Source organism: Pseudoalteromonas sp., from assembly GCF_036960685.1.
Taxonomy (GTDB): domain Bacteria; phylum Pseudomonadota; class Gammaproteobacteria; order Enterobacterales; family Alteromonadaceae; genus Pseudoalteromonas.
The window spans coordinates 14348-40494 of the sequence record NZ_JBALXK010000005.1 but is presented as its reverse complement, the minus strand read 5'-3'; the positions used below and the strand labels follow the sequence as shown (position 1 = coordinate 40494).

21 protein-coding genes and 1 riboswitch are annotated in these 26147 nt (G+C 40.3%); of the genes, 5 read left to right on the top strand and 16 right to left on the bottom strand.

Going from position 1 to position 26147, the window contains the following annotated elements:
• Positions 1 to 2: 2 nt before the first annotated feature.
• Positions 3 to 512 carry a DUF2569 domain-containing protein gene (locus tag V7783_RS06375; RefSeq protein WP_335678012.1) on the bottom strand — a complete coding sequence of 170 codons (510 nt, stop codon included), beginning with the start codon at positions 510 to 512 and terminating at the stop codon, positions 3 to 5.
• 157 nt (positions 513 to 669) lie between these two features.
• Between V7783_RS06375 and V7783_RS06370 the strand changes: the two genes are divergently transcribed.
• Positions 670 to 3618 (top strand): DUF3857 domain-containing transglutaminase family protein, encoded by a 2949-nt coding sequence (locus tag V7783_RS06370; RefSeq protein ID WP_335678011.1) that lies wholly within the window; start codon positions 670 to 672, stop codon positions 3616 to 3618.
• 745 nt (positions 3619 to 4363) lie between these two features.
• Here V7783_RS06370 and ylqF read toward each other — a convergent pair.
• Positions 4364 to 5308 carry a ribosome biogenesis GTPase YlqF gene (gene ylqF / locus V7783_RS06365; protein ID WP_335678010.1) on the bottom strand — a complete coding sequence of 315 codons (945 nt, stop codon included), beginning with the start codon at positions 5306 to 5308 and terminating at the stop codon, positions 4364 to 4366.
• Between the two features lie 91 nt (positions 5309 to 5399).
• On the opposite strand from ylqF, the gene V7783_RS06360 reads away from it, so the two are divergent.
• On the top strand, positions 5400 to 5936 hold the full coding sequence (locus V7783_RS06360; protein ID WP_335678009.1) for a YaeQ family protein: 537 nt from the start codon (positions 5400 to 5402) through the stop codon (positions 5934 to 5936).
• A 24-nt stretch (positions 5937 to 5960) separates the two neighbouring features.
• A complete protein-coding gene (locus V7783_RS06355) occupies positions 5961 to 6557 on the top strand; it encodes a lipase family alpha/beta hydrolase (protein ID WP_335678008.1) in 597 nt (198 codons plus the stop codon).
• On the opposite strand, the gene V7783_RS06350 is transcribed toward V7783_RS06355, so the two are convergent.
• A complete protein-coding gene (locus V7783_RS06350; protein WP_335678007.1) occupies positions 6554 to 6763 on the bottom strand; it encodes a hypothetical protein in 210 nt (69 codons plus the stop codon). The two genes, V7783_RS06355 and V7783_RS06350, sit on opposite strands and share 4 nt — an antisense overlap.
• Before the next feature lie 352 nt (positions 6764 to 7115).
• Here V7783_RS06350 and V7783_RS06345 point away from each other — a divergent pair, with 352 nt between their 5' ends.
• Positions 7116 to 7589 carry a Dps family protein gene (locus tag V7783_RS06345; protein ID WP_335678006.1) on the top strand — a complete coding sequence of 158 codons (474 nt, stop codon included), beginning with the start codon at positions 7116 to 7118 and terminating at the stop codon, positions 7587 to 7589.
• 65 nt (positions 7590 to 7654) lie between these two features.
• Here V7783_RS06345 and V7783_RS06340 read toward each other — a convergent pair whose 3' ends face one another.
• From V7783_RS06340 to V7783_RS06300, 9 genes are all read right to left on the bottom strand, one after another.
• Positions 7655 to 8053, bottom strand: coding sequence for a hypothetical protein (locus tag V7783_RS06340; RefSeq protein WP_335678005.1), 399 nt, complete (start codon positions 8051 to 8053; stop codon positions 7655 to 7657).
• Between the two features lie 38 nt (positions 8054 to 8091).
• Positions 8092 to 10167, bottom strand: coding sequence for a S9 family peptidase (locus V7783_RS06335; RefSeq protein ID WP_335678004.1), 2076 nt, complete (start codon positions 10165 to 10167; stop codon positions 8092 to 8094).
• A gap of 102 nt (positions 10168 to 10269) precedes the next feature.
• Positions 10270 to 10836: a chitin-binding protein gene (locus tag V7783_RS06330; protein ID WP_335678003.1), complete on the bottom strand. Its 567-nt coding sequence runs from the start codon at positions 10834 to 10836 to the stop codon at positions 10270 to 10272.
• Between the two features lie 118 nt (positions 10837 to 10954).
• A riboswitch (cyclic di-GMP riboswitch) is annotated at positions 10955 to 11047 on the bottom strand.
• 130 nt (positions 11048 to 11177) lie between these two features.
• On the bottom strand, positions 11178 to 14333 hold the full coding sequence (locus V7783_RS06325; protein WP_335678002.1) for an efflux RND transporter permease subunit: 3156 nt from the start codon (positions 14331 to 14333) through the stop codon (positions 11178 to 11180).
• 8 nt (positions 14334 to 14341) lie between these two features.
• Positions 14342 to 15526 (bottom strand): efflux RND transporter periplasmic adaptor subunit, encoded by a 1185-nt coding sequence (locus tag V7783_RS06320; protein WP_442961345.1) that lies wholly within the window; start codon positions 15524 to 15526, stop codon positions 14342 to 14344.
• A 261-nt stretch (positions 15527 to 15787) separates the two neighbouring features.
• Positions 15788 to 16576, bottom strand: a complete 789-nt coding sequence (locus V7783_RS06315) for a PhzF family phenazine biosynthesis protein (protein WP_335678001.1) — start codon at positions 16574 to 16576, stop codon at positions 15788 to 15790.
• Positions 16577 to 16613: 37 nt separating this feature from the next.
• The gene (locus tag V7783_RS06310; RefSeq protein WP_335678000.1) at positions 16614 to 17099 is read right to left on the bottom strand and encodes a pilin; all 486 of its coding nucleotides are present in this window, start codon (positions 17097 to 17099) and stop codon (positions 16614 to 16616) included.
• Positions 17096 to 17923 (bottom strand): hypothetical protein, encoded by an 828-nt coding sequence (locus tag V7783_RS06305; RefSeq protein WP_335677999.1) that lies wholly within the window; start codon positions 17921 to 17923, stop codon positions 17096 to 17098. Before V7783_RS06305 ends, V7783_RS06310 begins: the two co-directional genes overlap by 4 nt.
• 80 nt (positions 17924 to 18003) lie before the next feature.
• Positions 18004 to 18618 carry a hypothetical protein gene (locus V7783_RS06300; RefSeq protein ID WP_335677998.1) on the bottom strand — a complete coding sequence of 205 codons (615 nt, stop codon included), beginning with the start codon at positions 18616 to 18618 and terminating at the stop codon, positions 18004 to 18006.
• 354 nt (positions 18619 to 18972) lie between these two features.
• On the opposite strand from V7783_RS06300, the gene V7783_RS06295 reads away from it, so the two are divergent.
• Entirely contained in the window at positions 18973 to 20115 is a 1143-nt protein-coding gene (locus tag V7783_RS06295; RefSeq protein ID WP_335677997.1) for a tetratricopeptide repeat protein, read from the top strand.
• Between the two features lie 34 nt (positions 20116 to 20149).
• Here V7783_RS06295 and V7783_RS06290 read toward each other — a convergent pair whose 3' ends face one another.
• The 4 genes from V7783_RS06290 to V7783_RS06275 form a co-directional block, all read right to left on the bottom strand.
• Complete coding sequence (locus V7783_RS06290; protein WP_335678106.1) at positions 20150 to 22987, bottom strand: TolB family protein; 2838 nt, start codon at positions 22985 to 22987, stop codon at positions 20150 to 20152.
• Positions 22988 to 23134: 147 nt separating this feature from the next.
• Positions 23135 to 24655 (bottom strand): PH domain-containing protein, encoded by a 1521-nt coding sequence (locus V7783_RS06285; RefSeq protein ID WP_335677996.1) that lies wholly within the window; start codon positions 24653 to 24655, stop codon positions 23135 to 23137.
• Positions 24648 to 25220: a PH domain-containing protein gene (locus tag V7783_RS06280; protein WP_335677995.1), complete on the bottom strand. Its 573-nt coding sequence runs from the start codon at positions 25218 to 25220 to the stop codon at positions 24648 to 24650. The genes V7783_RS06285 and V7783_RS06280 overlap by 8 nt, the downstream gene beginning before the upstream one ends.
• A gap of 68 nt (positions 25221 to 25288) precedes the next feature.
• Complete coding sequence (locus V7783_RS06275; protein WP_335677994.1) at positions 25289 to 26140, bottom strand: D-hexose-6-phosphate mutarotase; 852 nt, start codon at positions 26138 to 26140, stop codon at positions 25289 to 25291.
• Positions 26141 to 26147: the final 7 nt, after the last annotated feature.

Here is a 26147-nt window from a genome sequence, read left to right as displayed (position 1 = left end):
AACTAACGCACAAACGTGGCTTTAACACGCTCAGAAATTAGCATATAAGGCACCCAAATAATCACCGCAATTACCCCTCTGATAATCTCAGTTTTTGTATCACCATCAAAAAGAGGCGCATCAGGCAGTATTAATCTAATTGCAAAGGCATCTGCCATAATAAAAATTAAACTCGATACGGCAATGCCAATATACCATTTCGGAAACTGGGCCTTTTTCTTGAAAAACAACACAATTAAATATAAAGATGCGAGGGTGATCAGAGTATTAAATAGCATTTCACTGAGCAATAATGGCTCCCAGTAGGGGTGATAATAATCCCCAAACTGCGAGGTTAGTGATTGCCACGTACCGGTTGTAAATAACTCCGGGTAAGTACTTAGCATAAATGCAATTAATCGAAATGGTGCTATAACCACACCGATGGCAACCAATATAAGCCAGCCTTTAATGCCAACCATGTCATCTGCGAGTCCACTTTCAAGCGCTGGTGTCACTTTCGTTTCTTCCATGATTTTCTCCTGTTTTTTCTTTAACATCGCAGATTTACGTATTATTTACTAGTTTTTAATTTAGCAATAAACCTTATACCTAATTGGCTTATAGCTCTTTGCTTGGTAATCTAATAACAAGAAGGATATCCAGACTTTACCAACAAGAAGAACAATAATGAAATGGACTCAATTAGCAACTCGCACGTTTTGTGCTTTTTTACTCACGATCAGTTTTTTAAGTAGCAGCCAAGAATATCAAATACAGCCAGCAGATGACTGGGTAAAACAGCAGCAATTGATTGCAACTGAAATTCCAACAAACAAAATTTTAGATGGCACATATTATCTACTACTCGATACTCAAATAAAGGTTTCAGCCCAGCAACCTTCACAGCGCTACACTCGCACCGTTATGCAAGCGGTAAATCAAACCGGTATCGACTACATAAGCCAGTTAAATTTAGATTTCGATCCTAGCTATCAAACCCTTACACTAAACGGCTTAGGCGTTATTCGTGACGGGCAATACATAGATAAGTTAGCCAGTGCGCAGTTTAAAGTATTACAGCGTGAAACCGAGTTAGCTAATCGCATTTACAACGGCAGTTTAAGTTTAAATATTATTGTTGATGATATGCGCATTAACGATCAACTCGACTACAGCTACACTATTACTGGCCGTAATCCTATTTATCAACATTTTGCTGCATCGCGCACTTTGAATTGGTCGGTACCCGTTGCACAACAATTTATGCGCGTGTTATGGCAAAAGGATACGCCTTTATACATCAATACCGTCAATGGCGAAGTTGAAATAACCGACATCCCTCTGGAGCTTGGGCATGACTATCAAATTAGTTTGCAAAACCAACCCACTGTTGCATCCTCAAGCCAAGTACCCCAGTGGTATAGCCCTTATAAACAAGTGTTTTTCTCTGAGTTAAAATCATGGCAGGAAGTAGCAAACTGGGCGGCGCCGTTATACCAATCAGCAATAGAAGTAACACCATCCGTCACCCAGATTGCCGATGAAATTGCACTAAGCAATCCAAAAGTTTCCGATCGCATTGCTGCTGCATTAAAGTTTAGCCAAGACGAAGTGCGCTACTTAGGTCTTGAAATGGGCACCAACTCCCATCAGCCCACCTCAGCATCGGAAACGTTGGCGCTTCGTTATGGTGATTGCAAAGACAAAACTGTACTGCTAATTTCATTACTTAAAGCAATGGGTATTTCAGCTTACCCTGCATTAGTAAACACAGATGAAGGTAAGCGATTGATTGAACTTCCCGCCTCTGCACAGCTGTTTGATCATGTGATCGTCACACTTGAGCATGCAGGGCAACGTTATTGGTTAGACCCAACCATAAACTATCAAACTGGAACTCTCGCGCATTTAGCACAACCCAGTTATGGTTATGCGCTCATTGTTAAACCTTTTCAACAAAGCCTTACCGCAATGACTCCCGCAGTCGATTCTATTGCCATTAAAACTCAAGATAACTACAGCATTGCGCTTAAACCTGAGCAACCTGCAACATTTCAAACTCGCTACATTTATAGCCAGTTTGAAGCTATAAATAGACGCAGTTCATTAGCCCGTAATGGGCTCGATCAAATAGCCAAAGATTACCACGAATATTATCAAGGCTATTTTCAAGGTATTACCATCGATAAGCCGATGACGGTGACTGAAAATAAAAATAACGGTGAATTCACAAGCGATGAGTTTTACCTTATTAATGACTTTTGGCAACCCGACGATGAAGGGTTAAGAGCTGACTTTTATGCCTCAGATATACAAAATAGCGTTTACGAACCCGATCAAATTAATCGCACTGCGCCGCTGTATTTTAAGTACCCTAACAATATTAAAACAACCATTAAGGTCAAATTTGAAGAGCCAAATTGGCACTTTGATGATGAGCAAAATGAAATTGATAATGCGTTCTTTAATTTCAAAAAAAATATCCACTTTGTAGACAGCACTTTAACACTCGATTTTTCATTTAGCGCCAAACAAGATCATATTCCAGCGGATCAGATTAAACTGTACCTGAGCGAACGGGCAAAATTAATCGACAATTCACAGTTTGGCATTGTTAAATATGTAAGTGCGGATACCACAGACGGCTTTGCGCTAGAAGATGATTGGATCATTTTAGTGTTACTTGTTTATCTACTTGCGATGCTCTTTTTTATTGTCGCATGGCGTATTGAATCAGCAAAACGCCCGACATTTAGTGATGCGCAGTTTTACCCGGTTACGAATGCTAAGTTTATTCTTTATAGTATTTTTACCTTAGGGTTATTTATTAACTACTGGAGTTATCGCAACTGGAAAGCAATTAAAATACAGCAAAATAGTCATATCATGCCGATTGCTCGCGGGATTTTTTCGCTGTTCTTTTTCTATCCTTTATTTTTGGAGCTCCTTGCACACAGTCAAGAGCACCATAAAAAGAACAAAATAATGCCTAATGCGCTAGCAATTGTGGCATGGCTACTCCTTTTAGTACTTACAGTAACAACACGGTTTGACGATTACTCAACTTTTGCCCTGTGTATTATTCCTTTTATTTGGCTGCCATTAGTTAACTACATTCAACACCTGAACCAATCATCTGACGCACTTGCATACAATTCTAAATGGCGAGTAAGAAATATTGTTATCGCCATAATTTGGGCTCCCATTTTATTTTTAAGCTTGCTCGAAGAGGTTTACTTGTTACCGAGTACCGCGATCGTTAAAGGCGATAAATTATGGTCATTTCAAATGCAATTTTTGAAGCGTCATCAATTAGTGCCTATTGATGAAGATGTGCTATTTTTTTACAGCGATGCATGGGTAGATTTTCGTAACGACGGCAATGGTATAAGCGACAACTATATTTTTAGTTATTGGAAAAATGAACAAGACCAACTTGAATCAAACTTAAAACACTTTAAAGATATAGCTAGCGTTGAAGTAACTTATGGTAAAACACAACTTGAAAATACGGTTATCAAAGTGATTGATAAGCAAGGCGATCACTTTTTACTTATCGTCGATAGCGAAGGAAGCAAAGATAAAGAGTTAATGGCACAAATAAATCGCAGAGTGAATAACCAGAAAACACCATGATTATAAAGCCCAACACTAGTTCAAATGCCAATGCATTGCTTTTATTGAGCTTTTTACAAAGCCACAAATAAATGAGAATTATTTTCAATTGAGTGTTGACAGTTTAACAAATCTAACTGATAATCAATATCAACAAGACGGTAAAGCATCACCACTTGTACAGAATAAACAGTTTGTTTCTCGACCCTGAAACACGTGTGGCGCACGTAAACCGCTAAGGTTTCCTGTTACTAACCGCAACGCCCCTTGATGTTGATAACAGGTAACCGCCCTACATTTTACTTGCTACATTGCTCATATCGGTGACGGTAGATATGACACTAAAAAGCCCTTACGGGCTTTTTTTATGCCTAAAATTCCAGCTAAAAAAACCTGCTTAGAATTATTTTTAGCTAACAATATGTATTTTATATATAAATAAAAAACCCTGCGCTGTAATGATAATTATTTTCAAATAGGTGTTGACACACCTTTAGATCTAACTGATAATCAATATCAACAAGACGGTAATGCACAACGGCTTGTACGGAATAAACTGAATTTGTTTCTCGACCCTGAAACACGTGTAGCCCACGTTAAAGCTATGGTTACCTGTTATTAATCGCAACGCCCCTTGATGTTGATAACGGGTAACCGCCCTACTATTTTACTTGCTACATTGCTCATATCGGTGACGGTAGATATGAAACTAAAAAAGCCCTTACGGGCTTTTTTTATGTCTGTAATTTAATTACTGAAGTAAATATTAACGGCGATTTTTACGGGCACGCGCTCTACGTTGTTTTTTCTCTTCTTCTTTCGCCGCTTTTTTGGCTTCCGCCGCCGCACGAAGTTCAGCAACCATCACTTCTTCTTCTTCACGCATAGCTGGAGTTTCCATAGTGATACGACCAATTATGCCATCGCGTAATTCATTTATTAGAATTTCTGACATTTTATAGGTATCAATTTGGTTGCCACCACGAATACAACCACGCTTTTTACCCGCCATTTCAACAAATTCCCAATCATTTTCTGGTAATTCATCAATTTTATAACGCGCTTTTAAAAGCTCAGGATAGGCACGCAATAAATATTCAGCGGTATAACTTGCCACTTCTTCATATTCCAGTGCCGTATCACGTATCGCACCTGTAGCACCTAAACGGTAGCCTGAGTTTTCGTTTTCAACTTTTGGCCACAACATACCTGGCGTGTCATAAAGCATAATGCCGTCTTCAAGCTTGATACGTTGCTGCGCTTTAGTTACCGCCGGTTCGTTCCCGGTTTTAGCCACTATACGGCCAGCTAACACATTAATTAACGTCGATTTACCGACGTTTGGAATACCCATGATCATGGCTTTAATTTGCTTATCAGCACCCACTTTGTGTGGCACCAGCTTTTTACACAGCTCATTAATACGATGAACCTCAGCCGCTTTATCATTACCAAACGCAATGGCTTTTACACCATTTTCTTGCTCAAAGTAATCCTTCCACGCTTGGGTCATTTTAGGATCGGCTAAATCGGCCTTATTCAAAATTTTGATGACCGGCTTACCTTCACGCAAAGTAGTCACCATCGGGTTTTCACTACTGTAAGGAATGCGCGCATCAAGCACTTCAATGATCACATCCATTTGTGGCATTATTTCTTTAATTTCATTACGGGCTTTATTCATATGCCCAGGGAACCACTGGATAGCCATTTTTAAACTCCTACAGATAATTTCACGCTATTTTAACTGGCTAAGCTGTTAATTGCGCTATACTGGCGCAAATTTTTTCAAATAAACTGTTATGGCCCTTAAATCGACGATTATTAAAGCGCAGTTATCGCTAAGCGATATGGACCGCCACGTATACCAAGACTTTAATTTAACCTTGGCACAACACCCTTCTGAAACCGAGCAGCGCTTGATGATCCGCTTGCTTGCCTATGCACTCAATGCGTGTGATGGTTTAGAATTCACTAAAGGTTTATCGGCTGATGATGAGCCTGAGCTGTGGCATAAAAACTACAGTGAAGAGATTGAGCTGTGGGTTGAACTTGGCTTACCAGACGAGAAGCGCATTAAAAAAGCCTGTAATAAATCTAAAAAAGTGGTGCTATACACTTATGGTGAGAACAACCAAGCTATTTGGTGGCAAAAACATCAACCTAAATTGTATGAATTTAAAAATTTAAGCATTTTTAGTTTAGACTTTGCTGCAACTCAAGCACTGGCCGCATTGGTTGATCGCAATATATCACTGACGATTACTATTCAAGATGGTGATGTATGGGTGAGCTCTGATTCAGTGAACATTGAAATAAAACCAGTACAATTAATGTAAATTGTATTTAGTAAAAGAGGGTGTATGGCTGTTAAACAAGTTGTGGTGTTGCATGGTTTGTATATGTCTGGCTTTGTGATGCGCCCTTTATGCTCGCAGCTGGAAAAGTCTGGGTTGAACATACTCAACCTTTCTTACAATACATTGTCTCCCGATCGCGCCGCTATTTTTGCACAGATTGATGCCTTTATTGATGATAAATGCACGGCCCTTGTGTGTCATTCAATGGGTGGGCTGGTGGCGCGAGCCTACTTGGCTGCTAATTCGATACAAAGCCAAAATGTTGAAAAAGTCATTACCTTAGGGACTCCACACAAGGGCAGTCATATCGCGCGCAGGATGCAACAAAAAGGCTTTGATGTATTTTTAAAAAACAGTGTAGAATTTTTACTCACCGAAAATGGCGATTGGCCGTTTAACGCTAAACTTTATAGTATTGCTGGTGATTTACCCATTGGCCTGATGCCGCTAATTGCTAAAGGCAGCCAATCCGATGGTACTGTACTACTTGACGAAACCAAGCTTAATGGCATGGCAGAACACAAGGTGTTTCATCTAAGCCACACCAGTATGATCTACTCACGCCAAGTGATGAATTATATTGTTGAGTTGCTGGTTTAATCTTCTGCACTCGCAGCCACTTTATAAGCAACAAATGCGATGATTGCTAATATCAGTGGTGTTGGCGCTGCGATATAACCAAATGTAGCAAAGTTGGCAAAGCTTGCCCCAGCTAAGTGACCAACCAGCCCGACAACAAATGCTAACAGTGCAATACCTATAACGATCAACTCAAATTTATTTTCTTTGTTAGTTTTAGCCTGCATGTTCTCTCTCCATGTAATTTATCTGAGTTGATTATGCGCCGACTAAAAACTCATATTTTGACCTAAATCAAATCCTCAAGTGCGGTAAAAAAATGTAATCACAAAGCTTGTTCTAGATCATAGGTTTGTTCTATTTTTAAGCAAAAGACAGTTATTTTGATTTTTGGAGTGGTTTTTTAAAGATTTAAGCCCATCTCTATTAAAGTAACGAGTTTTATTCGAATGGTTTATTTTTGATAGGCTAAAACTATCAATGTCATCGATTTTAACCATTTTACAGTTCATTAATTATGTCTGATACTTGCTATCAGTCATTCGAAGATAGCTTATCAGTTTATTTAAGGAGAGTAATATGTCACAGGTAAACGCAATCGGCCTTAACAGCGCGAAAAGTGAAGACATCGTAAAGTCACTAAATACCCTGTTAAGTAGTTATCAAATTCAATATATGAATGCCCGTGGTTTTCACTGGAACATCAAAGGGCGTAACTTTTTTGAGCTACACGTAAAATTTGAAGAGATTTATAACCTACTGTTACTAAAAGTAGATGAGGTAGCAGAGCGTATTTTAACCCTTGATGGCGCACCGTTGCATGCTTTCTCTGACTATTTAGAGATCAGTAAAATTAAAGAAGCTAAAAACATTAGTGATGGTGAAGCGGCCGTAGAAAATTTACTGGCAGGTTATAGCATATTAATTAAAATGCAGCGCGATATTCTTGAGCAAGCAAGTGATGCACAAGATGAAGGTACAGCATCATTAATGAGCGATTATATCACTGAGCAAGAAAAGCTAGTTTGGATGCTAAAAGCTTATCTAAACTAAGTAATCATTACATCAGGTTAAGCAATTTGCACCAAGCCCTACTTCGGGGCTTGGTTAATTATTGCTTACAGCCAATTTTTTACGTGTTGATGCTCAGGATTTTGCTCAAGGTAGCTCTGGGCATTTACACAAAATTGCACATCCATATCGCTACCACGCCAGATGCTTTCAAGCATGCTTTGCGCGACAAAGTTTGGCTTGATATAGGTAACGCGTTTATAACCACGCGCTTTAACGCCATGAAAACACTCAGTTGCAACCGCTAAACTATCTGCGGTGGTTAATTCGAATTCAGCTAAATTAATCACCGCATATTCAATTGAGTTCGGTGGCAATATTGATAAGTCTGCCTGTACATCTTTAGCAAAAGCAATAACGCCTTCTCGATTAAAGCAGCCTATAACTTTAATATAAATGATTGGCGGCTCAATTGAGTACTGCCAGCGACCATGTACTTCAAACATATCGATACCTCTAAGCTCAATTACAGATAAAAACTGCTTTATTTAGCTAAGCTAATAAAAAAGGCCATTTCAAGGGCTTTTTCCTCTAAGCTTTTAAAACGCCCTGATGCGCCGCCGTGACCTGCATCCATATCGGTTTTAAACACTAAAATATTATCGTCAGTTTTATACTCACGCATTTTAGCCACCCATTTCATCGGCTCCCAATATTGCACTTGCGAGTCATGCAGCCCCGTAGTCACTAATATATTTGGATACGCCTGCGCGCTAATATTGTCATACGGTGAATACTTTGCAATCACATCATAATAGCCAACATCATTTGGATTACCCCACTCATCATATTCATTGGTGGTGAGCGGAATTGACTCATCTAGCATAGTCGTTAGCACATCTAAAAATGGCACATGGCAGCCCACCCCTAAATAAAGCTCAGGAGCTTGATTGACAACAGCGCCCATCAACAAACCACCCGCACTGCCACCAGAGGCAAACACTTTATCTTGCGCGCCATAGCCTTGTGCAACGAGGGCTTTGGTCACATCAATGAAATCGTTAAAGCTATTTTGCTTGTACTGCTTCTTACCTTGTTCATACCACTGGCGCCCCAGCATTTCACTGCCACGAACATGCGCAATAGCGTACACAAAACCGCGATCGAGCAAGCTTAAAGACGTACTCGAAAAGCTCGGATCGATGGTAATACCATAAGCCCCATAACCGTATTGAAATAACGGGTTTGTGCCGTCTTTTTTGAATAGCTCTTTGCGATATACCAGTGACACAGGTATTTTCACGCCATCTTGGGCGGTGATCATCAATCGCTCCGAGCCGTAATTGTCAGCATCAAAGTCGCCAAGCACTTGTTGTTGTTTAAGCAGTGTTTTTTCACCTGAGCTTAAGTTAACCTCATAAAGCGAACCCGGTGTGGTCAAGCTTGAATAATAAATACGTGCCGATTGCGAGTTTGGTTCAGGATTCATGGCTACAGATGCATAAAAACAAGGATCATCGAATGCTAAAGTCATACGTTGCTGTTGCTGATTAACCACCACAAAACGGGTTTGCCCTTGCTCTCGCTCAGTTAAAACTAAGAAGTCGTTAAATAACTCAATCCCTTCAAACAATACTTCCTCACGGTGAGGCGTATGCTCAAGCCACTTATTTTTATCTGCAATAGTTGCTTCGGTTGCAGTCATTAAACGAAAGTTTTTAGCTTGCCAATTGGTTACGATATAAAACGTGTCGCCGAGTTTATCAACATCAAACTCATGACCTTCCTCACGTGGCATTAATTGGATAAATTCACCGAGTGGCTGATTGGCATCTAATACCCAAGTATCATTGGTTTCTGTGGTGGCTAAATCAATAATAATGAGGCTTTCATCACGACTTTTTCCTAAGCCCATAAAAAAGCTACGATCTTGCTCTTCATAAACCAGCACATCTTGCGCTTGGCTAGTACCTACAACATGGCGGTAAACTTGATAACCGAGCAAGGTTTTCAGATCTTTCTTAACATAAAACACAGTTTTGTTGTCGTTTGCCCAAACAATTTGGCCTTCGGTGTTTTCTAACACATCGTCAAGTAAACCGTCACTATCAATAACCTTAAACTTTACGGTATAGATACGACGCCCATCGGTATCTTCTGAGTAAGCGAGTAATTGCTCATTTGGGCTAATGGCCACTTCGCCTAATTCATAAAATTCATAGCCTGTAGCCAGCCTATTTACATCTAACAAAAGCTGCTTATCTGTCGCGGACATTTCACGACTACGGTAGTGACGTGAATACTCATCATCACCTCGTACCTCAGAGTGATACCAGTATTGGCCATCTTTGACAGGGAAAGTATTGTCATCTTTAACTATGCGATTTTTTAATTCGTCAAATAATGCTGTTTGCAGTGGTTTTATTGGCGCTAATTGCTGCTCACAATAGTCATTTTCGGCGGCTAAATGTGACAGTATAGTTGGCTCTGTGCGTTCGTCATCACGCATCCAATAATAATCATCAATACGTGTTTTTTGGTGTGTTGTTAAAGTGTGCGGCTGTTTACGTGCAACAGGAGCAGTTAAAAGTGAAGACAACGATAAGTTTGATAGAGCCACAGAAAAACCAATAAAAAATTACAATGGCTGGAGTTTACCATAATTTTTAAAAGTACATAAAAAAGCCCACTCAATGAGTGGGCCGAAAAATGCTAACTAGCATTAAGGGGAAACTTGCTGCCAAGCCAGGTGCCAACTTTCGCCTACACCAGGCTCGTAAAGTGGGTTGTTTTCTTCCTTTACGTTGCAAAATTGGCTAAAAGGCCACGGTTTGCATTTATATATTAAGCCAGTTTTTGGCTGTAATACTTTTACTCCTGCATTATAAACACTACACTTTTCAGGGTAGACATAATCATATGCAGGTTTAACAGATTGAAAATCATCACATTTCGCTATGCATTGAAACGTTAATTCAGCTCGGTTAATACCACAGCCTTCAAGCGCGTAAATCTGATTAGAACGATAAGCAACAACTAAACCTTGCTCTGTCATTCTACCTGCTTCAACTAACGGTATGTGAGTATTAATATACTCAGCAACATAGCGCGGCCAATTATGTGGCTCACCTTGTTCTTCAGTGATAATTTCATATTTAAATGATAAATCGACTAGCTCTCCTTGCGTATCATAAAAAGTCACCGTCACCATATCACCCACAAATAATTGGGTATGATGATTTAGACAACCTATTGGCATCCAATTTCCACAGGCCAATGACGTATGCATAAACAAAGCAACACCTTAAGAACATCTAATAGGTACTATCCAGCATTTATTGGATAAAAGAAATACTTTTTTACTACTTTGTAGGGCTAATGACACACAGTGAAGCTAAGTTACTTTGTGCGACGGCCCCGCTATCCTAGTTTTAGCACGCTAAAACCTTAGACCGGAAACTTTGCGTCCTAACCTTTCGATTAGTTTGCCAAAACAGCGTGAGTATAATGTGACATAGCTCAAAGATCAAACTAAAGAATGTAACCGCCAATAAAAACCAATACTTAGGTCTATAAAAACAAAAAGCCAATACATAAAGTATTGGCTTTTAAAATTACATAACTTTATAACTATCGATCAAACTGCGGTGCTTGTCTGCGTTTAAATAGGCGAACCAGTTTAGCAAAAATTGCTTTAAACACTTTGCCAACATCGCTCATAATAATGTACAAACAGGGTACCAAAATTAAAGTGATCAGCGTTGCAAACATGACCGCAAAGCCAAGTGCGACAGCCATCGGAATTACGAATCTAGCTTGTAAACTGGTTTCAAACATGATCGGTAATACCCCGGCAAAGGTCGTGATCGAGGTCAGTAGTATTGGCCTAAAACGCGCACATCCGGCTTCTATTACTGCGTCTTTAATCGCTATACCTTCTCGGCGCGCTTGGTTAACAAAGTCGGTCATCACCAGCGAGTCATTTATAACTACACCCGCAGCGGCAATGATGCCAAAGCCAGACATTAAGGTTAGATCTAAACCAAACCAATAATGCCCCCAAATTGCGCCCGTTAAACTAAATGGAATAACCGACATCACGATCAGCGGTTGTGCGTAACTCTTTAGTGGTACGGCTAATAAGATATAAACTAGGATCATGCCACCGACAAAGAACATTTTTTGCTGGTTGGCTTGTGCTTGTTGCTCTTCAATTGCACCACCAAGTTCAGACTTCACACTTGGAAACTCTTCTTTAAGCTGCGGTAACAGTTTGTCTTTTACTTGGTTTATTACTTCGTTTGGTTCAATGAGTTCTTCGTCAATATTGCCATAAACATAAACCGTACGGTAACCACCTTCGCGGCGAATATAGCTAATACCCGGTTTTTCAGTCAGTTCAACCACATCACCTAGTAAGACTTCTTTACCTTGCGGTGTGGTAACAACTGCATGCTTGAGCGATGAAAACGCTTCACGGGTTAGTTTCGGGTAACGCACCATTACGCGTACTTCCTCACCGCGACGAATTACGCGCTGCGCTTCACCACCGTAAAAACTGGCGCCAACTTGATTAGCAATTGAGGCTAAGTCTAAACCTAAGTCATAAGCGACTGGTTTTAAGCTCATTTGCACTTCTTTGCTCGCCGGATCAATGGTAGAGCTAATATCAAATAAGCCTTCTTGCTGCTGCAGTAATTGAATAAAACGGCGTCCAGCATCATTTAACGTGTCGATGTCCGAGCCATAGAGCAAGTAGCCAAACTCACCATCACCGCCGCCTTGACTATTTACATCATCTATAATTGTTAATGATTTAACACCGGCAATAACTGGCATCTTCTCACGCCAACGACGAGAAAGCTCAAACGCATTATAAGGGCGTAAATCTTCTTCAACTAACGGCGCCAGTAGTTGAGCTTCTGTACGACCTTGGTTAAACACGAGCACATCTCGAACCAACTTTTGGCCATACTCGCGCTCAGTATCCTTATCCACAGCGACAACCATGGCTTCAATTTCACGGATTGCCTCTATTGTTTGCATATCAGAGACATTGTCATTCATCTCTAAATTAATTTGCGGGTAATCATGTGGGATTTTAGGCATAAACCCTGTACGTACTTGATTTGATGAAATTAACGCAAAGGTAATAATTAGCAGCGCAACAAAAGAGAAGAATACCGCCCAACGCCATTCAACACACCGTACAACAAAGCGTCGATATGGGCCATTTACAAAACCAAAAAAGCGCTTGTTAAAGCGAGCTCGCCAGCTATCCGGTTTAATTGGCGGGAAATTAGTATGGGCAATATGTGCTGGAAGAATAAGTTTTGATTCGATTAGGCTGAATACTAAACACAACATCACGACAACTGCGATACCGTAAAAAAATGCACTCTCAGGACCAGAAGATAAGGTAAATGGTGCAAATACCGCCACAGTTGTTAATACACCAAAGGTAGCAGGAGTTGCGACTTTTTTAGCGCCGTTAACAACATTCACTACACCACCGCCTTTTTTCTCTATTTCAGTGTAGGCGCTTTCCCCGATGACAATAGCATCATCCACCACAATCCCTAGCACCATGATAAAGGCAAATAATGACAAGATATTGATGGTGACACCAAATAACGGCATCATCATCATGGCACCTAAAAAACACAACGGCAAACCAACCATTACCCATAGCGCTAACTTAAAGCGTAAGAATAATGACAACATAATCGCGACTAAAATAGCACCTTGGATCAGGTTATTTACCATCATATCTAAACGCGCATTCAGGTAATAAGTCATATCCATTAATGGCTCAAGACGCACACCCGGTGGGAGCTCTTTATTTTTTTGATCGATAAACGCTTTTACTGAATCTGCAACCGGAATAATGCTTTGCTCTTCCGTTGCTTTGACTGATAAATAAACGGCATTTTCACCATTAAACTTAAAGTAACGCTCACCTTCAGTGAACTGATCTTTTATCACTGCAATATCTTGCAGTAAAACTTTAGCGCCATTAGCACCTATTTTTACCGGTATTTGGCGAAATTCCTCACCTGAATACAGTTGATTTTCAACCCGAACCGATATAACGCCGGCATCGGTTTTTAATTGCCCGGCTGAGAAGTTAGCTGAGTATTTACGCACAGCAGCAGCCACGTCGGTCAAAGTTAGGTTATAACGGCGCAGTGTATCGGGTTCGATCTCAATGGCAATTTCATCAAGAGGTACATCATTGACCACTAAGGATACATTTGAAAGCTGTAACAACTCATCTTCAATACGATTAGCAATGGGTTTGAGCTCATTAAGTGGTAAGTCAGCAACTAATGTCATGCCTATTACATCTTGGCGAAACTCAATTTGGCTTATGGTGACCGGTTCCATGCCTGCCGGAAAGGTCGCAATGCCATCAACCCGCAATTTAATTTTATCCAGCACATCGGTAAGTTCAGCATCAGTATTAATTTCTAACTGAGCGCTGCCACCATTACGAAATGCGCGATAGGTGCCTTTTTTAATTTCAGTAATATCTTTTAAAGATTCCTCTATCTTAATTAAGATACTTTCTTCCATTTCTTGTGGTGATGCCCCAGGGTAATTGGCATTGATCGTAATATAGTTAATTTCAATGTTCGGAAACATCTGTCGTTGAATGGTAAAAAAACTAATGATCCCCATTACAATAATGAACACCATCATTAAATTTGCCGCGACCGAGTTATTGGCAAAATAAGCGATTAAGCCGGTTTGTTTTTCACTCTTTGGCAGTTCAGTGTTAGTCATAACGCAGTCTACCTTTTATAGTTTTTCAGTGGTGGCACTATCAAGTGCATCAACTTTTTTACATCCTGAACACCGGCAATTTTCACTGCCATACCCTTTTGTGGATACTCAGGTAAAGTAAGCACGAGTTGATCATCCGCCTCTAAACCGTCACTAATGTAAAAGTACTCGCCTTCTTCACGGATCACTTTTACTTTACGTGGTTCAAGCTGCTGCTCGTCATTTACTATCCATACCATTTGGTTATTGACTAGCTCTTGCGGTAAACGGTAAATATTTTGCAGCATTGTGCCAGCAAAGCTTACTTGTACATAACTGCCGTACTTAATCGCATGCTGTTTATTAACCAAACCGTAAGGATCATCAATACGCACGACCAAGCTACTCATACGTGTGGCGTTATCAACCACTCCTAAGTCACGGTCAATTACCGCCTCACGGGTAAAACCGTGCAAACCGGTTTTTATCACGGTGGCAGTAATACCCTTTACCCGCTCAGGTAAAAACACACTGTCAAAACCAGCAATAGGAATGACCACTTCTGCGGTTTCTATATTATTTAGTTCCGCAACTTGAGTACCCATATTAATATATTGGCCAACACCAATTTCACGGCTCACAACTAACGCATCATAAGGTGCAGTGACTTCGCAATTATCTAAATCACGTTGCGCACGCTTTAATCGTGCTTGTGCTGATTTAACCGATGCTTGTGCACTCAGGACTTGCGGTTCGCGTAAAAACAAGGCTGTGCGCTCTTTGCCTGGGAAGCGTTTTACTTCATCTGCTGCAACTTGCGCTTGCGCTTGCTCTTCGATGAGTTGCGCTTGAGCTTGTGCAAGTTCAGCTTCAGCTTGTAATAAAGCGGCTTGATAGTTATCTTTTTCAATACTGAATAATGTTTCGCCGCGAGCAACAATACCACCCGCTACAAAGTTTGGATGCCAACTAACCACTTCACCCGACACTTGTGCTGATAAATACGTGCTCTCTAATGGCCTAACCTCACCGTAACTATTGATCACAACTTGATGATCATTTGCTGCGACAGGCTCAACTTTAACTACCGGTCGCGTATCTACGATGTCTTTTTTTTCTGGTTCTTGAGCAATTGCATTTATCCCAACAAAGCCTGCGATCCCTAGGCCCAGCACGACAAAAGGCAGTGTCCATTTCAAAATACTTGTTCGCATAAATCATCCCCTTAAATTTCTACTAGGGCCATAATAACAGAGCGGGATGAAACATTAACGTGACATTTGTAAGCAACTGTTACAAAGCCTACATATTTTTTACAGCTTTAATGCAGAGTTTAGACAAACATTTAAAGTTAATATGCCACCTTTGCTGTGCAATGACTTTACACAATGAGGAACCAAAGTACGGCTACGCTTATTTTCAATAACGAAAGTCACTATTAAACTTGCGCAAAGTGGTTTGTAATAAAGCAAAACTTACAAATAAATAGTGCCTTTCATATACCGCACAGCATGACCTGTTAAGGTTACCGTGTATTCTGCAACCTCACAGTGTATATGCCCGCCGCGGCTTGAAGCTTGATAAGCTGTTAAAGATTGCTTACCTAGCTGATCTGCCCAATAAGGGGATAAGCCTGTGTGAATTGACCCCGTGACAAAGTCTTCATCACCGCCATTGGCAGGCCAAAAATAACGCGAGATAAAATCATATTCTGCGCTTGGCGCAGTTGCTACAACATCGAGTGGAAACAAGGTTTTAAGTATTGCGGAGTCTGTTTTAAGGTTTAGAACATCTTGCTCATTATTGTAAATAGCAAAGTATGCTTGCCTGTTTTTCAACACCTTAACTGGTTGTATAGACAAGCCGGACAATAGTTCACTGGGTACTTCTTGGCAAGTCTCAGGGGCTTGCTTTGGAAAAGTCATAGCAAAACTGCCATCACAATTCTTATTTATAACTAACTCTCCAACCGCAGCGGCCTGAAAGCGAATATGTGATAAATTATGCTGTTCACACAATACAAAAGCAGCTGCCAGCGTAGCATGCCCACAAAAATCGATTTCCATTAACGGCGAAAACCAACGGATAGCAAAACTACCATCAGCTTGACGACAAGTAAACGCGGTTTCGGAGACGTTATTTTCTGCGCCAATTTTTAGCATCAGCTCATCATCAAGCCAAGTGTCTAAGTCGATTACCGCTGCATAGTTACCTTTAAATAACTCATTAGTGAAGGCGTCTATTTGATGGATGGCTAATTGCATGACTTTCCTTAATTTTCAATTGGTAACACTGCAAACTTTAAAAAGATCGATTTATACATGATGACGGTAAAAGATCTTTTGGTACGTTGGTTTTATTATCACCCACCGCTTGCATACCTTTTACTGGCTGATCATACCCGCACAACCAAGTAATGGGACTAGTTGGGCTATCAATAACCACCGCGGGCCGAAAAGTCAGTATGGTGTTTTGTAATGGGGCCGATGCTTTATTGCCTAAACTAATATGAATTGCACCATTTTCAACTTCGATTCCCGTTACACGGTTAGCAATTAAAAACTGCTGCTGCGGCACACTTGCTTGTTCATTATCTTTAGGAAAGCGCCCTTGCTCTACATAAAAAGCGGTGACATCTTCACGTATCGTTGCAGCCATGGCTAGTGGCTCTACAAGCTCACTACGTTGTATATATTTACTATATTGCGGCAGTGCTACAGAGGCTAAAATGCCTATCATAGCGATAACAACCATCAGCTCTATGAGGGTAAATCCTTTGTGTCTCATAATATTTCTCCAAGTGCAAAAATTGGTTGGTAAGCGTCTTTTAAAAATAGTGCAATAACAATAACCATCGCGATAGTAAAAATACTAATTAGTTTATTAAGGTGTGCTTTGGCATCTTGCTTTAATTCTAAAGCTTTTTGCTTTGCTAAAAAGGCAAACTCTTTACTTATATCTAAACCGTGTAGCTGGCAATGTTGTAAGTGATCAAGTTCGGAAATACCTGAATTTTCTTTCGAACCTTTAATTGGAAACTCAAGTATGGCAATGAGGGTAAGGTACTGCTGTTTAATTTTTTGAGGAATAATAAAATCAAACAGACTGGGTGAACTATCAGCTTTTAGCACATTGCTTATTTGATTTAACCGTATGCCACTAAGCCAAGTTATTGTAAAAAGGCACCCTAGTAACAATACAAATACGTACCAAAACTGCGTTATGTAACTAAACGAGCTATTCAGCTGCACGTGATAGTCACTAAATACAGCTGAAAAGGTCGGCATGACGTACAGCTGATAAATAACATTAATCACAATAAAAATGGCAAAAACAGCCGCTAAGTAACTTAATTTACCTTTGTATGTAAAGCCACCAGAGCAAATTACACTGGGTAATTGCTCGTAGCATAACGCCAGCCTTTGCTGCTCATACTCTGAATTGCTGTCTATAAGCTGTGCCGATAATTGTGTAGCAAGTGAGCTGTCGGGCTGCCCACACTTATAAATACGTAAATGCCTAGCACTACTTAATTGGGTTTTCTGCGCTGATGTAAGATTACTTGATGGCAAAAATAATCGGCATAAATAGCCGAGTTGATTCCAGTTCATACTCTATCCCTTTTATTCTGATAGAGTAATTTGCCATAAAACCAATAACTTTTAAATTGATTGTTTTTTATTCGGGTAAATTAAACCATCGCTGGGCGTATTTTATAATACTGTATGCAACCAAGTTGCGCTGCATTAGTCAGTAAGATCATCACAAACGTTAGAATGTGCGATGTACTAGGTACAGCCATAGCAAGCTCTGCTAATAATCCACACACACCGGCAATAAACTGCAAGCTAAAATACCGGGCACTCAGGTTACTAATGTCACCACTGCGTATTGTTTTATAGGTTTGTGGCATCACACGCACAGAACTCATGATCAGACCCACAAAAGTAAACCAAGTGAGGACCTGTGCGGTTTCTAATTGAGGGTTCAGCAATAGTAAAAAAGGTAGCAACGAAAAACCTAACATGGCAGCTAACTGAATTCGCTCTCTTTTTTTCGCATTATATCGAGCAAAATAATATAAAATTAAGCCACTTAAACACCCGGTTACCACAAAGGGCAACACCATATAAAAGCGCTCAAAGTACAAATTAAAGGTAATAAAGTAGACACTTTGCGCCACACCAAAGCTCATCATCAGTAATGACAAACCCGATACACTGCGGTTTTTTCTAATTTTATTGAGTAGCGGTAAAAAACTAAACACCAAAATAAATGACGATAAAATAGGCAGGTAATGCGCCAAAGTAAACCTCGCTCGTTAGTAAATCATTAATAAGTTAGCAACTTATAAGCAAAACAAAAACCCAATGTAAACCACTGTTTTTATATGCTTTATGTAAGGCGCGGCATTGTAAAGATCTAACTCAAACAAGCAACCAATAGCATAAAATTAACTCACCTTCACAGCGGCAAGTTAAGCTTACAGTTGCCATACATTGTAGTGAATTGACTGCGAAATCATCGCTCAAAATTAAACCGAAGGAAGTGGAATATTTGACTCTGATTTAAAACGGCCAACAAAGACATACAAATACCGAATTAAATGCTTGATTAAATAATCACCCCAACGTACTTTAATTACAACAATGAGGTGACTATGAAACTTTATTTTTCTTTATTATTAATACTTTTATTAACGGCTTGCAAAAGTACAGAGCCGTCAGAACCTAAAACAGTCTCGCTCACGAGTTTGCTCAATCATCCACTTTTTGAGCTGCAACCGGTTCCAACTGAACAAGCAGTTTTTAAACTGTCTCACAGCGAAACCGATGCTTTTTTAGCTTATGTAAATGCTCAGCGACAACATGATGTAACCGACGATATTATTGTTTATAACTACATTGAACGCAGCTTGAGAAATTTTAGTTACCACGGCGATACCCTCACAGCGCAGCAAACTATTGAGCTAGCTCATGGTAATTGCATTAGCCTAGCCATACTAACTCAAGCTTATGCGAACTTAATTGACCTTGAAACTGGCTTTCAAGAAATGACTAGCGAGCCTGTTTACGCTAAAGAAGGTAACCTGGTATTTATTGCTAATCATTTTCGCACTAAGTTATACCGCCCGTTTATTGAAGAAGCAGGTCAAATTACTTCGATCAAACCAGGTGTACTGATTGACTACTTTCCTTCACGAGGCAGTTTTTATGTAGGTAGTGCCACTTATGATGATCTAATGGCTAAATATTATAGTAATTTAGCCGCAGATGCTTTACTCGAAAATGATTATAATCAAGTATATAGCTTATTAATAAAAGCTAACCAATATACTCCCAACGATGCTGAACTGTTTAATCTCGCAGCAATATTGCATCGCCGTGTCAATGATCAAATAACCAGTCAACGGATTTATCAAACAGCACTTGATCAACAACTGCAAAGTTTAAACTTATTAAGTAATTACAAAGTACTTGCTGAAGATGTTGGTAACGAAATGCTAGTCGAGCAGCTCAGCTCATTATTAACGGCACAGGAAAAAGATCCTTATGAACTAATAGCTTTAGGTGAAAGCGAAGCACTCAAAGGTCGTTTAATGAATGCAAAAAGACATATCAACGAAGCTATGGAAAAAGCTCCTTATTTAGCCGAACCTTATGTCGCACTTGCTAAAATTCGTTATCAACAAGGTAATTTAAATGATGCTCAGAAACTCCTAAACCAAGCGATGAAGCTTGAAAGAGACCAGCAGCAACGTAATATTTATGCTGCAAAACTGGCTTCTATTGAAAGTAAATAACCGCCTTGAACGAAAGCACTCAAGGCGGTAGAGCTTACAGCGAATAATAAAATCCGAGCCAACCTCTTAGTTCATCATCAAAGCTATCGCCCTCGACTCTGACTAAGCCAAAATCAAGCTTCAAATCATTTAATCCCGCCGGGCCTAAACCAAAGCTAAATGCTCCTTGCCACTTAATACCATAGCTTTGCCCATAAACGTGTTGGTCAATTTGGTGCTGTTGGTAATAAAACCATGGCATACCTTCTTCCCAGCTAATACCGCCACCGTAACCTTGGTAACGCTTGCCAACGGCACTATAAAACGGTAACTCAGGAGCAAATACATAATCACTACGAACATTCTTTGATAATAACGAAGAGCTAAAACCACCTAATATCAAGTCGATATCATCTCGATATTGCTGACTATAATTTGCATACATAGGTATCGCCCACGCTTTACCAAATAATTGGGCAGCAACGTCATATCCTTGCCAGTTTTGTTCATTACTATCGCCATTATACCAGCGCAGATCAACAGCTTGACCTATTGCATAGTCTTGTCTGTCGTAATTCCACAACTGCTTTAAGCCAACTCTTAGCCACTGTGAGCTATCCCCCTGATTACTAATTATATTATCGATATCTGAGTAGTTATAGGCCAGCTCTGGTTGAATTCTAAACTCCCCAAAGCGTAGTGGTAAACTTGCAGCAAGGTAGCCACCTTGTACTGACTGTTCATTTAACAAGCTACGCTGATATTGCTTACTCGCATCTAAATCATAAGAGAACAACTGACTGTCAAATTTAACGGCCAGTGCGCTATAGTGCGCTTGGGCATAAATGCCTTTTAACGCGGTGTCATGTAAATCAATGCTGTAACCTAACTGCCAATCAAGCTGTTTAAGTAAATCACTGCCTTTGATGCTCGCGCTCAGCAAAGCAGCTGAAGCTGAGTAATACTGTTCACCTAGTGCAAACGTGGCTTTTTGTTGCCATATATCATAGCTCGTTTGCTCCCCTATAGGCTGTTGATACACTTTTGCTTGCGGTAAAGTGTACTGATTAACTAGCAATAATGGCGCAATGCTCGTAGTCGCAAACTCTGTCACTTCTTCATTGTCATTCATTTGCAATTTCATAATATCAGGGCCATCACTACTGATTGAAAAATACAGTAATTCGCCTGTTTTGAATGGCAAAGGGTTCGCTACCGCTTGCTGACCTTGAGTTAGCTTATAAAGACGTTGCGTCGTTAAATCATAACGATAGATGTCAGTTGCCCCCGTAAGGCCGGCAACAAAATAAAGCTGCTTGCCATCCACACTCCAACTTGGCTGTGACAAATACTGGTATCCCTTAGGCATTGGGACGGCTATTGATTTTTGGCCATTTAGATCTTGTATATACAACTGCCAGTTCTGATTAAATTCAGTTTTAAGAAACGCAAGTTGCTGCTGATCAGGGCTAATAATTGGGTAGTCATAAACTGTAGCTAAGTTTTTCTCAAATAATGGCTGGCTTTGCCCTGTTTGCAAGTCAACGCGTACCAATTCAGAGTAGCCCCCTTTCACTTGCTCAGCATATAGTGTTTGCCCGTTATCAGTGATCGTAAAGCGTCTTAGTCCAGCTGATTCTGTAAGTTGGGTAACTTCACCGGTTTTCGTATGCCAGCTAAATATGTCAGACATGCGCTGAGTATCGATGTGGTCAACTCTACTATAAGCTGAAAAATACAGCACATCATCATTGAGCCATTGTGGGTTTTGGATACCCGCATTGTTAATCTGGTTTAGTAACGTTTTTTGCTTACGTTTAAATACTTCTGGTGGCTTATCAGCAATATCTTTAGGATCATCGGCTAGTAGCTCTTGCTGTGTTTTTTGAAACTCTTCAGCTGCATTGAGGTTATCTTCAGTGCTATACAAAGATAGCTGCGTTTTGCCGTCTTTATCCCGTTCTACCACGGCTAGTTGTTCGTTATTTGGTGATAAAACAGGGTTACTCGCATATAAATTTAACGCCAACCAAAGCTCACTAGTCAGTGACTGCTCACCTTGCTCTTTGCTCATAGCTTGATAGGTGTACTCAGCAATAAAGCGTCTGTAGAGCTTACTTGCAGGATCACCAAACACGCCAGCAAAAGCTTCATCAAAATCGCGTTGCTTAACCCCTTGCATGCGCGTCCAAACTGCATCAAGGGTTTGCTCTGAATAGTTTTTTTCTAACCAAGCTAAAAACCGAGCACCCATTAAATACGCCATAGACCCGGCCAAATAACCACCATCGCTGCTGTTTAATTGGCCATAGCTGGGTAATGCCCCTTGTTGAGCAAACTCAGTTAGAATTGCTTCGCTGTAATTATCAAATAATCGCCCGCGACCAGTCATTTTTGATTCGAGTAGTGTCGCGTAGCCTTCAGCCGCCCAACGAGGCATCTCGCTGTGTGTTATATCGTATAAATCCCAAATACTTCTGAGCTCTTGACGCCATTTGCTGCGAGTTGGCTGCGCCAAATGCACTAGATGAATATATTCATGCAGGACAAGTAGTTGCTGCCAACCGCTATTATTAGATACCACCGTATCTGACTGTGGGGGCGTAGTAAAAAGCGCCATTAGCGGCTTATTAGAGACAGGTAAAGCAAAACCATTGGCTGCATTAAGTGGGTCAAACACCACCACATCCACCGTTTCATCTAAAGCACTATTTTGTTGTTCAAGCACTCTACTGCGTACTATTTCTAGTTCATTGGCAGCAGATCGCGCCCAATCAGCGTTTTCTTGGCTGTAATGCACATTAAAATGCTCAGTATGTATGGTTTGCCACTGAACCGTGGCTTTTGCATGTGCGGATAATAACAGCGCTGTAGCGAGTAAGGTCTTTTTCATCATGATCCCTGATTTTATTATTAATACTCATATCACTATTATTGCCATAACTTAGCTGAAAAAGAGAGTGCAAAAATGTAAGAAAACGTGAGTGCTCAAGCTGGCATCAGCAAAACAATGCCAGCTTTAGGTTATTAATGAGAAGAATTACATCCAGCTGCGTTGATCGAATTCAGCTTGGTACAAAGTAAAGTCGATAACCTCATCGGCTTGCTCTGCTTTAAGATAAGGAAGATAAACCGTGCCCGAAGCAAGTTGTATAGACAAGCTCTTCAAGCCACCTTTACGCATAAAGTAAGTACTAATACTGCGAGTGCTTTGAGCTTTATAGAGTTCAAATACACGATATTGCACGCTAACCATGCCACTGCGAAAAACACCGTAAAAACGGCCTTCATGCTGGTAAAAGTAAAAACCATAGCGACTATACGATAAATACACTAAGCCACTTAATAACAGTAAACTCAGTAGCGCATACAGGGGGGTTAACTTATTGCCAACCACGCACAGTACTGCAAAAACTAAGCTTGGTAACAAGGCATAAAAAAGCCAATTTTTAATTAGCAATGCTTTTTCAACCCCTTTAAAGTTCAGAGTTTTCAGGTCAAGCCAAGGATATAGCCATTGGCACACTTGATTAACCTGCTCAGTATCCAATACGGGCATAACTAAACTTTGCTTGCTTTTCGCACCAACAAAGCCGCCACTTGAGGCCTGAAAACACTGCACTGTGTAACGCTTTAATAAACGTGCAATTAAATTTTGTTTAATGGTTATCGATTGCACTTTATCTAAACTCACTGACAACTGATGGCGCTCTAACAGCCCTGCAATGCGTTTAAATTTTCCAGCCTGAAAATAAAGCTGATAATTATAAAAACGAATTAACGACATCAATACCGATAAAAAAACCGCAATCAACACAACGAGCACAAATATTGAGAAAATAGCGAGTGCCGCCGCATCAACCAACATGCCGACTTCTTGCTGATAGAAAGACTCTAAACGATTGACCACTGCTTTTTCTAGAAAATCAAACATCACGTTCATAAAAGGCACAAGCGCGGCCAATGCCAAAATAGCCATATTCGACATCAAGCCAAACTTTGCCACCTCTTTATTACTCAGCGTTAAACACTGTTGCGGCTCAGTCGTTGCTAAATCATCAATCTGTTGGTTTGTATGAACTTGTTGTTGCTGAGTTGCTTTATAGGCTAATACCTGTTCGCGAAGCTGCTCTGCATACTGTGTTGTTACGCCTGGTAATACTGCTTCTTGGCTGGTGCTGCCCGCCGCATCAAAAATACAATTAACTAAGCTTAACGGTTTAAAATAAAATGGTTCAGCAATATTAACGTTCTGCACTCTTAAAAAGTTAAGCGTTAAACGCTCCTTTTTAAACACCCCTTTATTGAGCAAAATGTCATGTTCATCAGTAATGCAAAAACGAAAGTTCAGGTAATAAGCAAACGAATAAATTAATAGCGCAACAGCCGCGACAGCCACCGCTATTTGCCCCCAGAACAACTTATTTTCAACCTGAGTGACAAACACAATCATAATCGGTAGCAGGTTAAATACGCCGTCTTTCACAAAGCGAAAAGCAAAATGCACAATAAAATAAACTAACGCCCACGGCGAGACTCGTTGCCAGTTTAGCTTATCCATTTAACGGCTCATCGCTATCTAATTGCTGCCCATCGGTTTGAGTGCTTGCATTATTTACGGCTTGTGCTCGTTCAGTGTATTTTTGAATAAACTGACGAATATCTTTACAATCATCATGGCTTAAGCCACCAATATTAAGATCGGCACTCATGCCACCGGCACTATACAAACGCAAACTTGCTAAGCCCATTTTTCGCTCTAAAGGACCCCGATGTATTTCAGTATGCTGTACCCGTGAAAACGGTAAGATTGTGACTTGTTGCCAAATGACCCCTTTACGATAAGCAATATCATGCTCTCGCATCGCAACCCCTTTGAGTCGAATGCTGACAATATTATAGAGTAAGGAGATAACTAAAATAATTGGTAGAGCAATCAATAAAGGTGTTTGCGCAAAATCTGCAAAGCCTTTATTAAAAAAGCAAATTGCCGCGAGCACCGCCATCAATGGAATATAAAATAACAGCCAATTAAGCTGTGCGTGCAGTAAAGCCTTTGCAGCAAGCGGTTTAAAAATGATTTGTTGGTGTTGGGGTAAAACGTCTAGTTGCTGGTTTTCGAACACTTTGATTCCTTAAAAGCCAAGGTATTGATACGTTGGCTTAGATTTGTAATGCCGCTATAACCGATTTATTAAACCCAACGAATGGTGGTTGTTAAGGTGTGGCTTTCACCTGGCGCTACAACGGCACTGTCATCCATCACATTCGCCGCTTCCAAGCACAGCATTGTATGATATTCGTCATCTGCAAAATTAGATAAGCGTTTTGACTTATCAATCCATGGATTCCAAAGCACACACGAGCTTGAGTTTTCACGACCCACCTCAATAATGCCATCTGGTGTAATTATACGCTGCGTATCTGCGGCTTGGGTATAAACCATATCCGTTTCACGAGCAAAGCCAACTAACTCATTTTGATCAAAGGGTCCTTCACCAAATTCAATATATTTTGACCCTTGTAGGCCATCAACTTGAGTTTCTGCAATTGCAGGGGTTGGAAAATAGGTATGTAGTGCTTGCGTAAACGTTATAGTTTGATTACTTAAATTTGTTGTTGTTAAACGCACTTCCAGTTTAGTTGTGAGCACAAACTCTACTTTTAGTTTTGATTTATGCGGCCAATAAGTTTCATCCACTTGAGCCATCGGCAAAGTTAAACTAACTTTTACCTGATCATCTTGCTCTGACACTTCATCAGCACGCCACAAGCTAGTGCGCGCAACACCATGAATAGGCCAATCTGGATTTGCATTAACTCCAAACCAAGGCCAACAAATTGGTATACCGCCACGCACGCTTTTACCTTCTTGGTAATCTTCCTCGCTTGATACCCAAATTAAAGGTTTTTTACCGATAGGCGTAAATTCAGTGAGTTGCGCGCCCTGCAGGAAAATTTTAGCGCTGCAAAACTCGCTTGCAACATTAATATATTCTAAGCCTGTGTCTGTTTGTTCGATGCTTACAGATGGAGATAACTTCATAATAAGT

Excerpts from the sequence above, each read along its gene's own strand:
- V7783_RS06375 (WP_335678012.1), bottom strand. The coding sequence starts at position 512 with ATGGAAGAAACGAAAGTGACACCAGCGCTTGAAAGTGGACTCGCAGAT.
- V7783_RS06370 (WP_335678011.1), top strand. The coding sequence starts at position 670 with ATGAAATGGACTCAATTAGCAACTCGCACGTTTTGTGCTTTTTTACTC.
- ylqF (WP_335678010.1), bottom strand. The coding sequence starts at position 5,308 with ATGGCTATCCAGTGGTTCCCTGGGCATATGAATAAAGCCCGTAATGAA.
- V7783_RS06360 (WP_335678009.1), top strand. The coding sequence starts at position 5,400 with ATGGCCCTTAAATCGACGATTATTAAAGCGCAGTTATCGCTAAGCGAT.
- V7783_RS06355 (WP_335678008.1), top strand. The coding sequence starts at position 5,961 with ATGGCTGTTAAACAAGTTGTGGTGTTGCATGGTTTGTATATGTCTGGC.
- V7783_RS06350 (WP_335678007.1), bottom strand. The coding sequence starts at position 6,763 with ATGCAGGCTAAAACTAACAAAGAAAATAAATTTGAGTTGATCGTTATA.
- V7783_RS06345 (WP_335678006.1), top strand. The coding sequence starts at position 7,116 with ATGTCACAGGTAAACGCAATCGGCCTTAACAGCGCGAAAAGTGAAGAC.
- V7783_RS06340 (WP_335678005.1), bottom strand. The coding sequence starts at position 8,053 with ATGTTTGAAGTACATGGTCGCTGGCAGTACTCAATTGAGCCGCCAATC.
- V7783_RS06330 (WP_335678003.1), bottom strand. The coding sequence starts at position 10,836 with ATGCATACGTCATTGGCCTGTGGAAATTGGATGCCAATAGGTTGTCTA.
- V7783_RS06325 (WP_335678002.1), bottom strand. The coding sequence starts at position 14,333 with ATGACTAACACTGAACTGCCAAAGAGTGAAAAACAAACCGGCTTAATC.
- V7783_RS06320 (WP_442961345.1), bottom strand. The coding sequence starts at position 15,526 with ATGCGAACAAGTATTTTGAAATGGACACTGCCTTTTGTCGTGCTGGGC.
- V7783_RS06315 (WP_335678001.1), bottom strand. The coding sequence starts at position 16,576 with ATGCAATTAGCCATCCATCAAATAGACGCCTTCACTAATGAGTTATTT.
- V7783_RS06310 (WP_335678000.1), bottom strand. The coding sequence starts at position 17,099 with ATGAGACACAAAGGATTTACCCTCATAGAGCTGATGGTTGTTATCGCT.
- V7783_RS06305 (WP_335677999.1), bottom strand. The coding sequence starts at position 17,923 with ATGAACTGGAATCAACTCGGCTATTTATGCCGATTATTTTTGCCATCA.
- V7783_RS06295 (WP_335677997.1), top strand. The coding sequence starts at position 18,973 with ATGAAACTTTATTTTTCTTTATTATTAATACTTTTATTAACGGCTTGC.
- V7783_RS06290 (WP_335678106.1), bottom strand. The coding sequence starts at position 22,987 with ATGAAAAAGACCTTACTCGCTACAGCGCTGTTATTATCCGCACATGCA.
- V7783_RS06285 (WP_335677996.1), bottom strand. The coding sequence starts at position 24,655 with ATGGATAAGCTAAACTGGCAACGAGTCTCGCCGTGGGCGTTAGTTTAT.
- V7783_RS06275 (WP_335677994.1), bottom strand. The coding sequence starts at position 26,140 with ATGAAGTTATCTCCATCTGTAAGCATCGAACAAACAGACACAGGCTTA.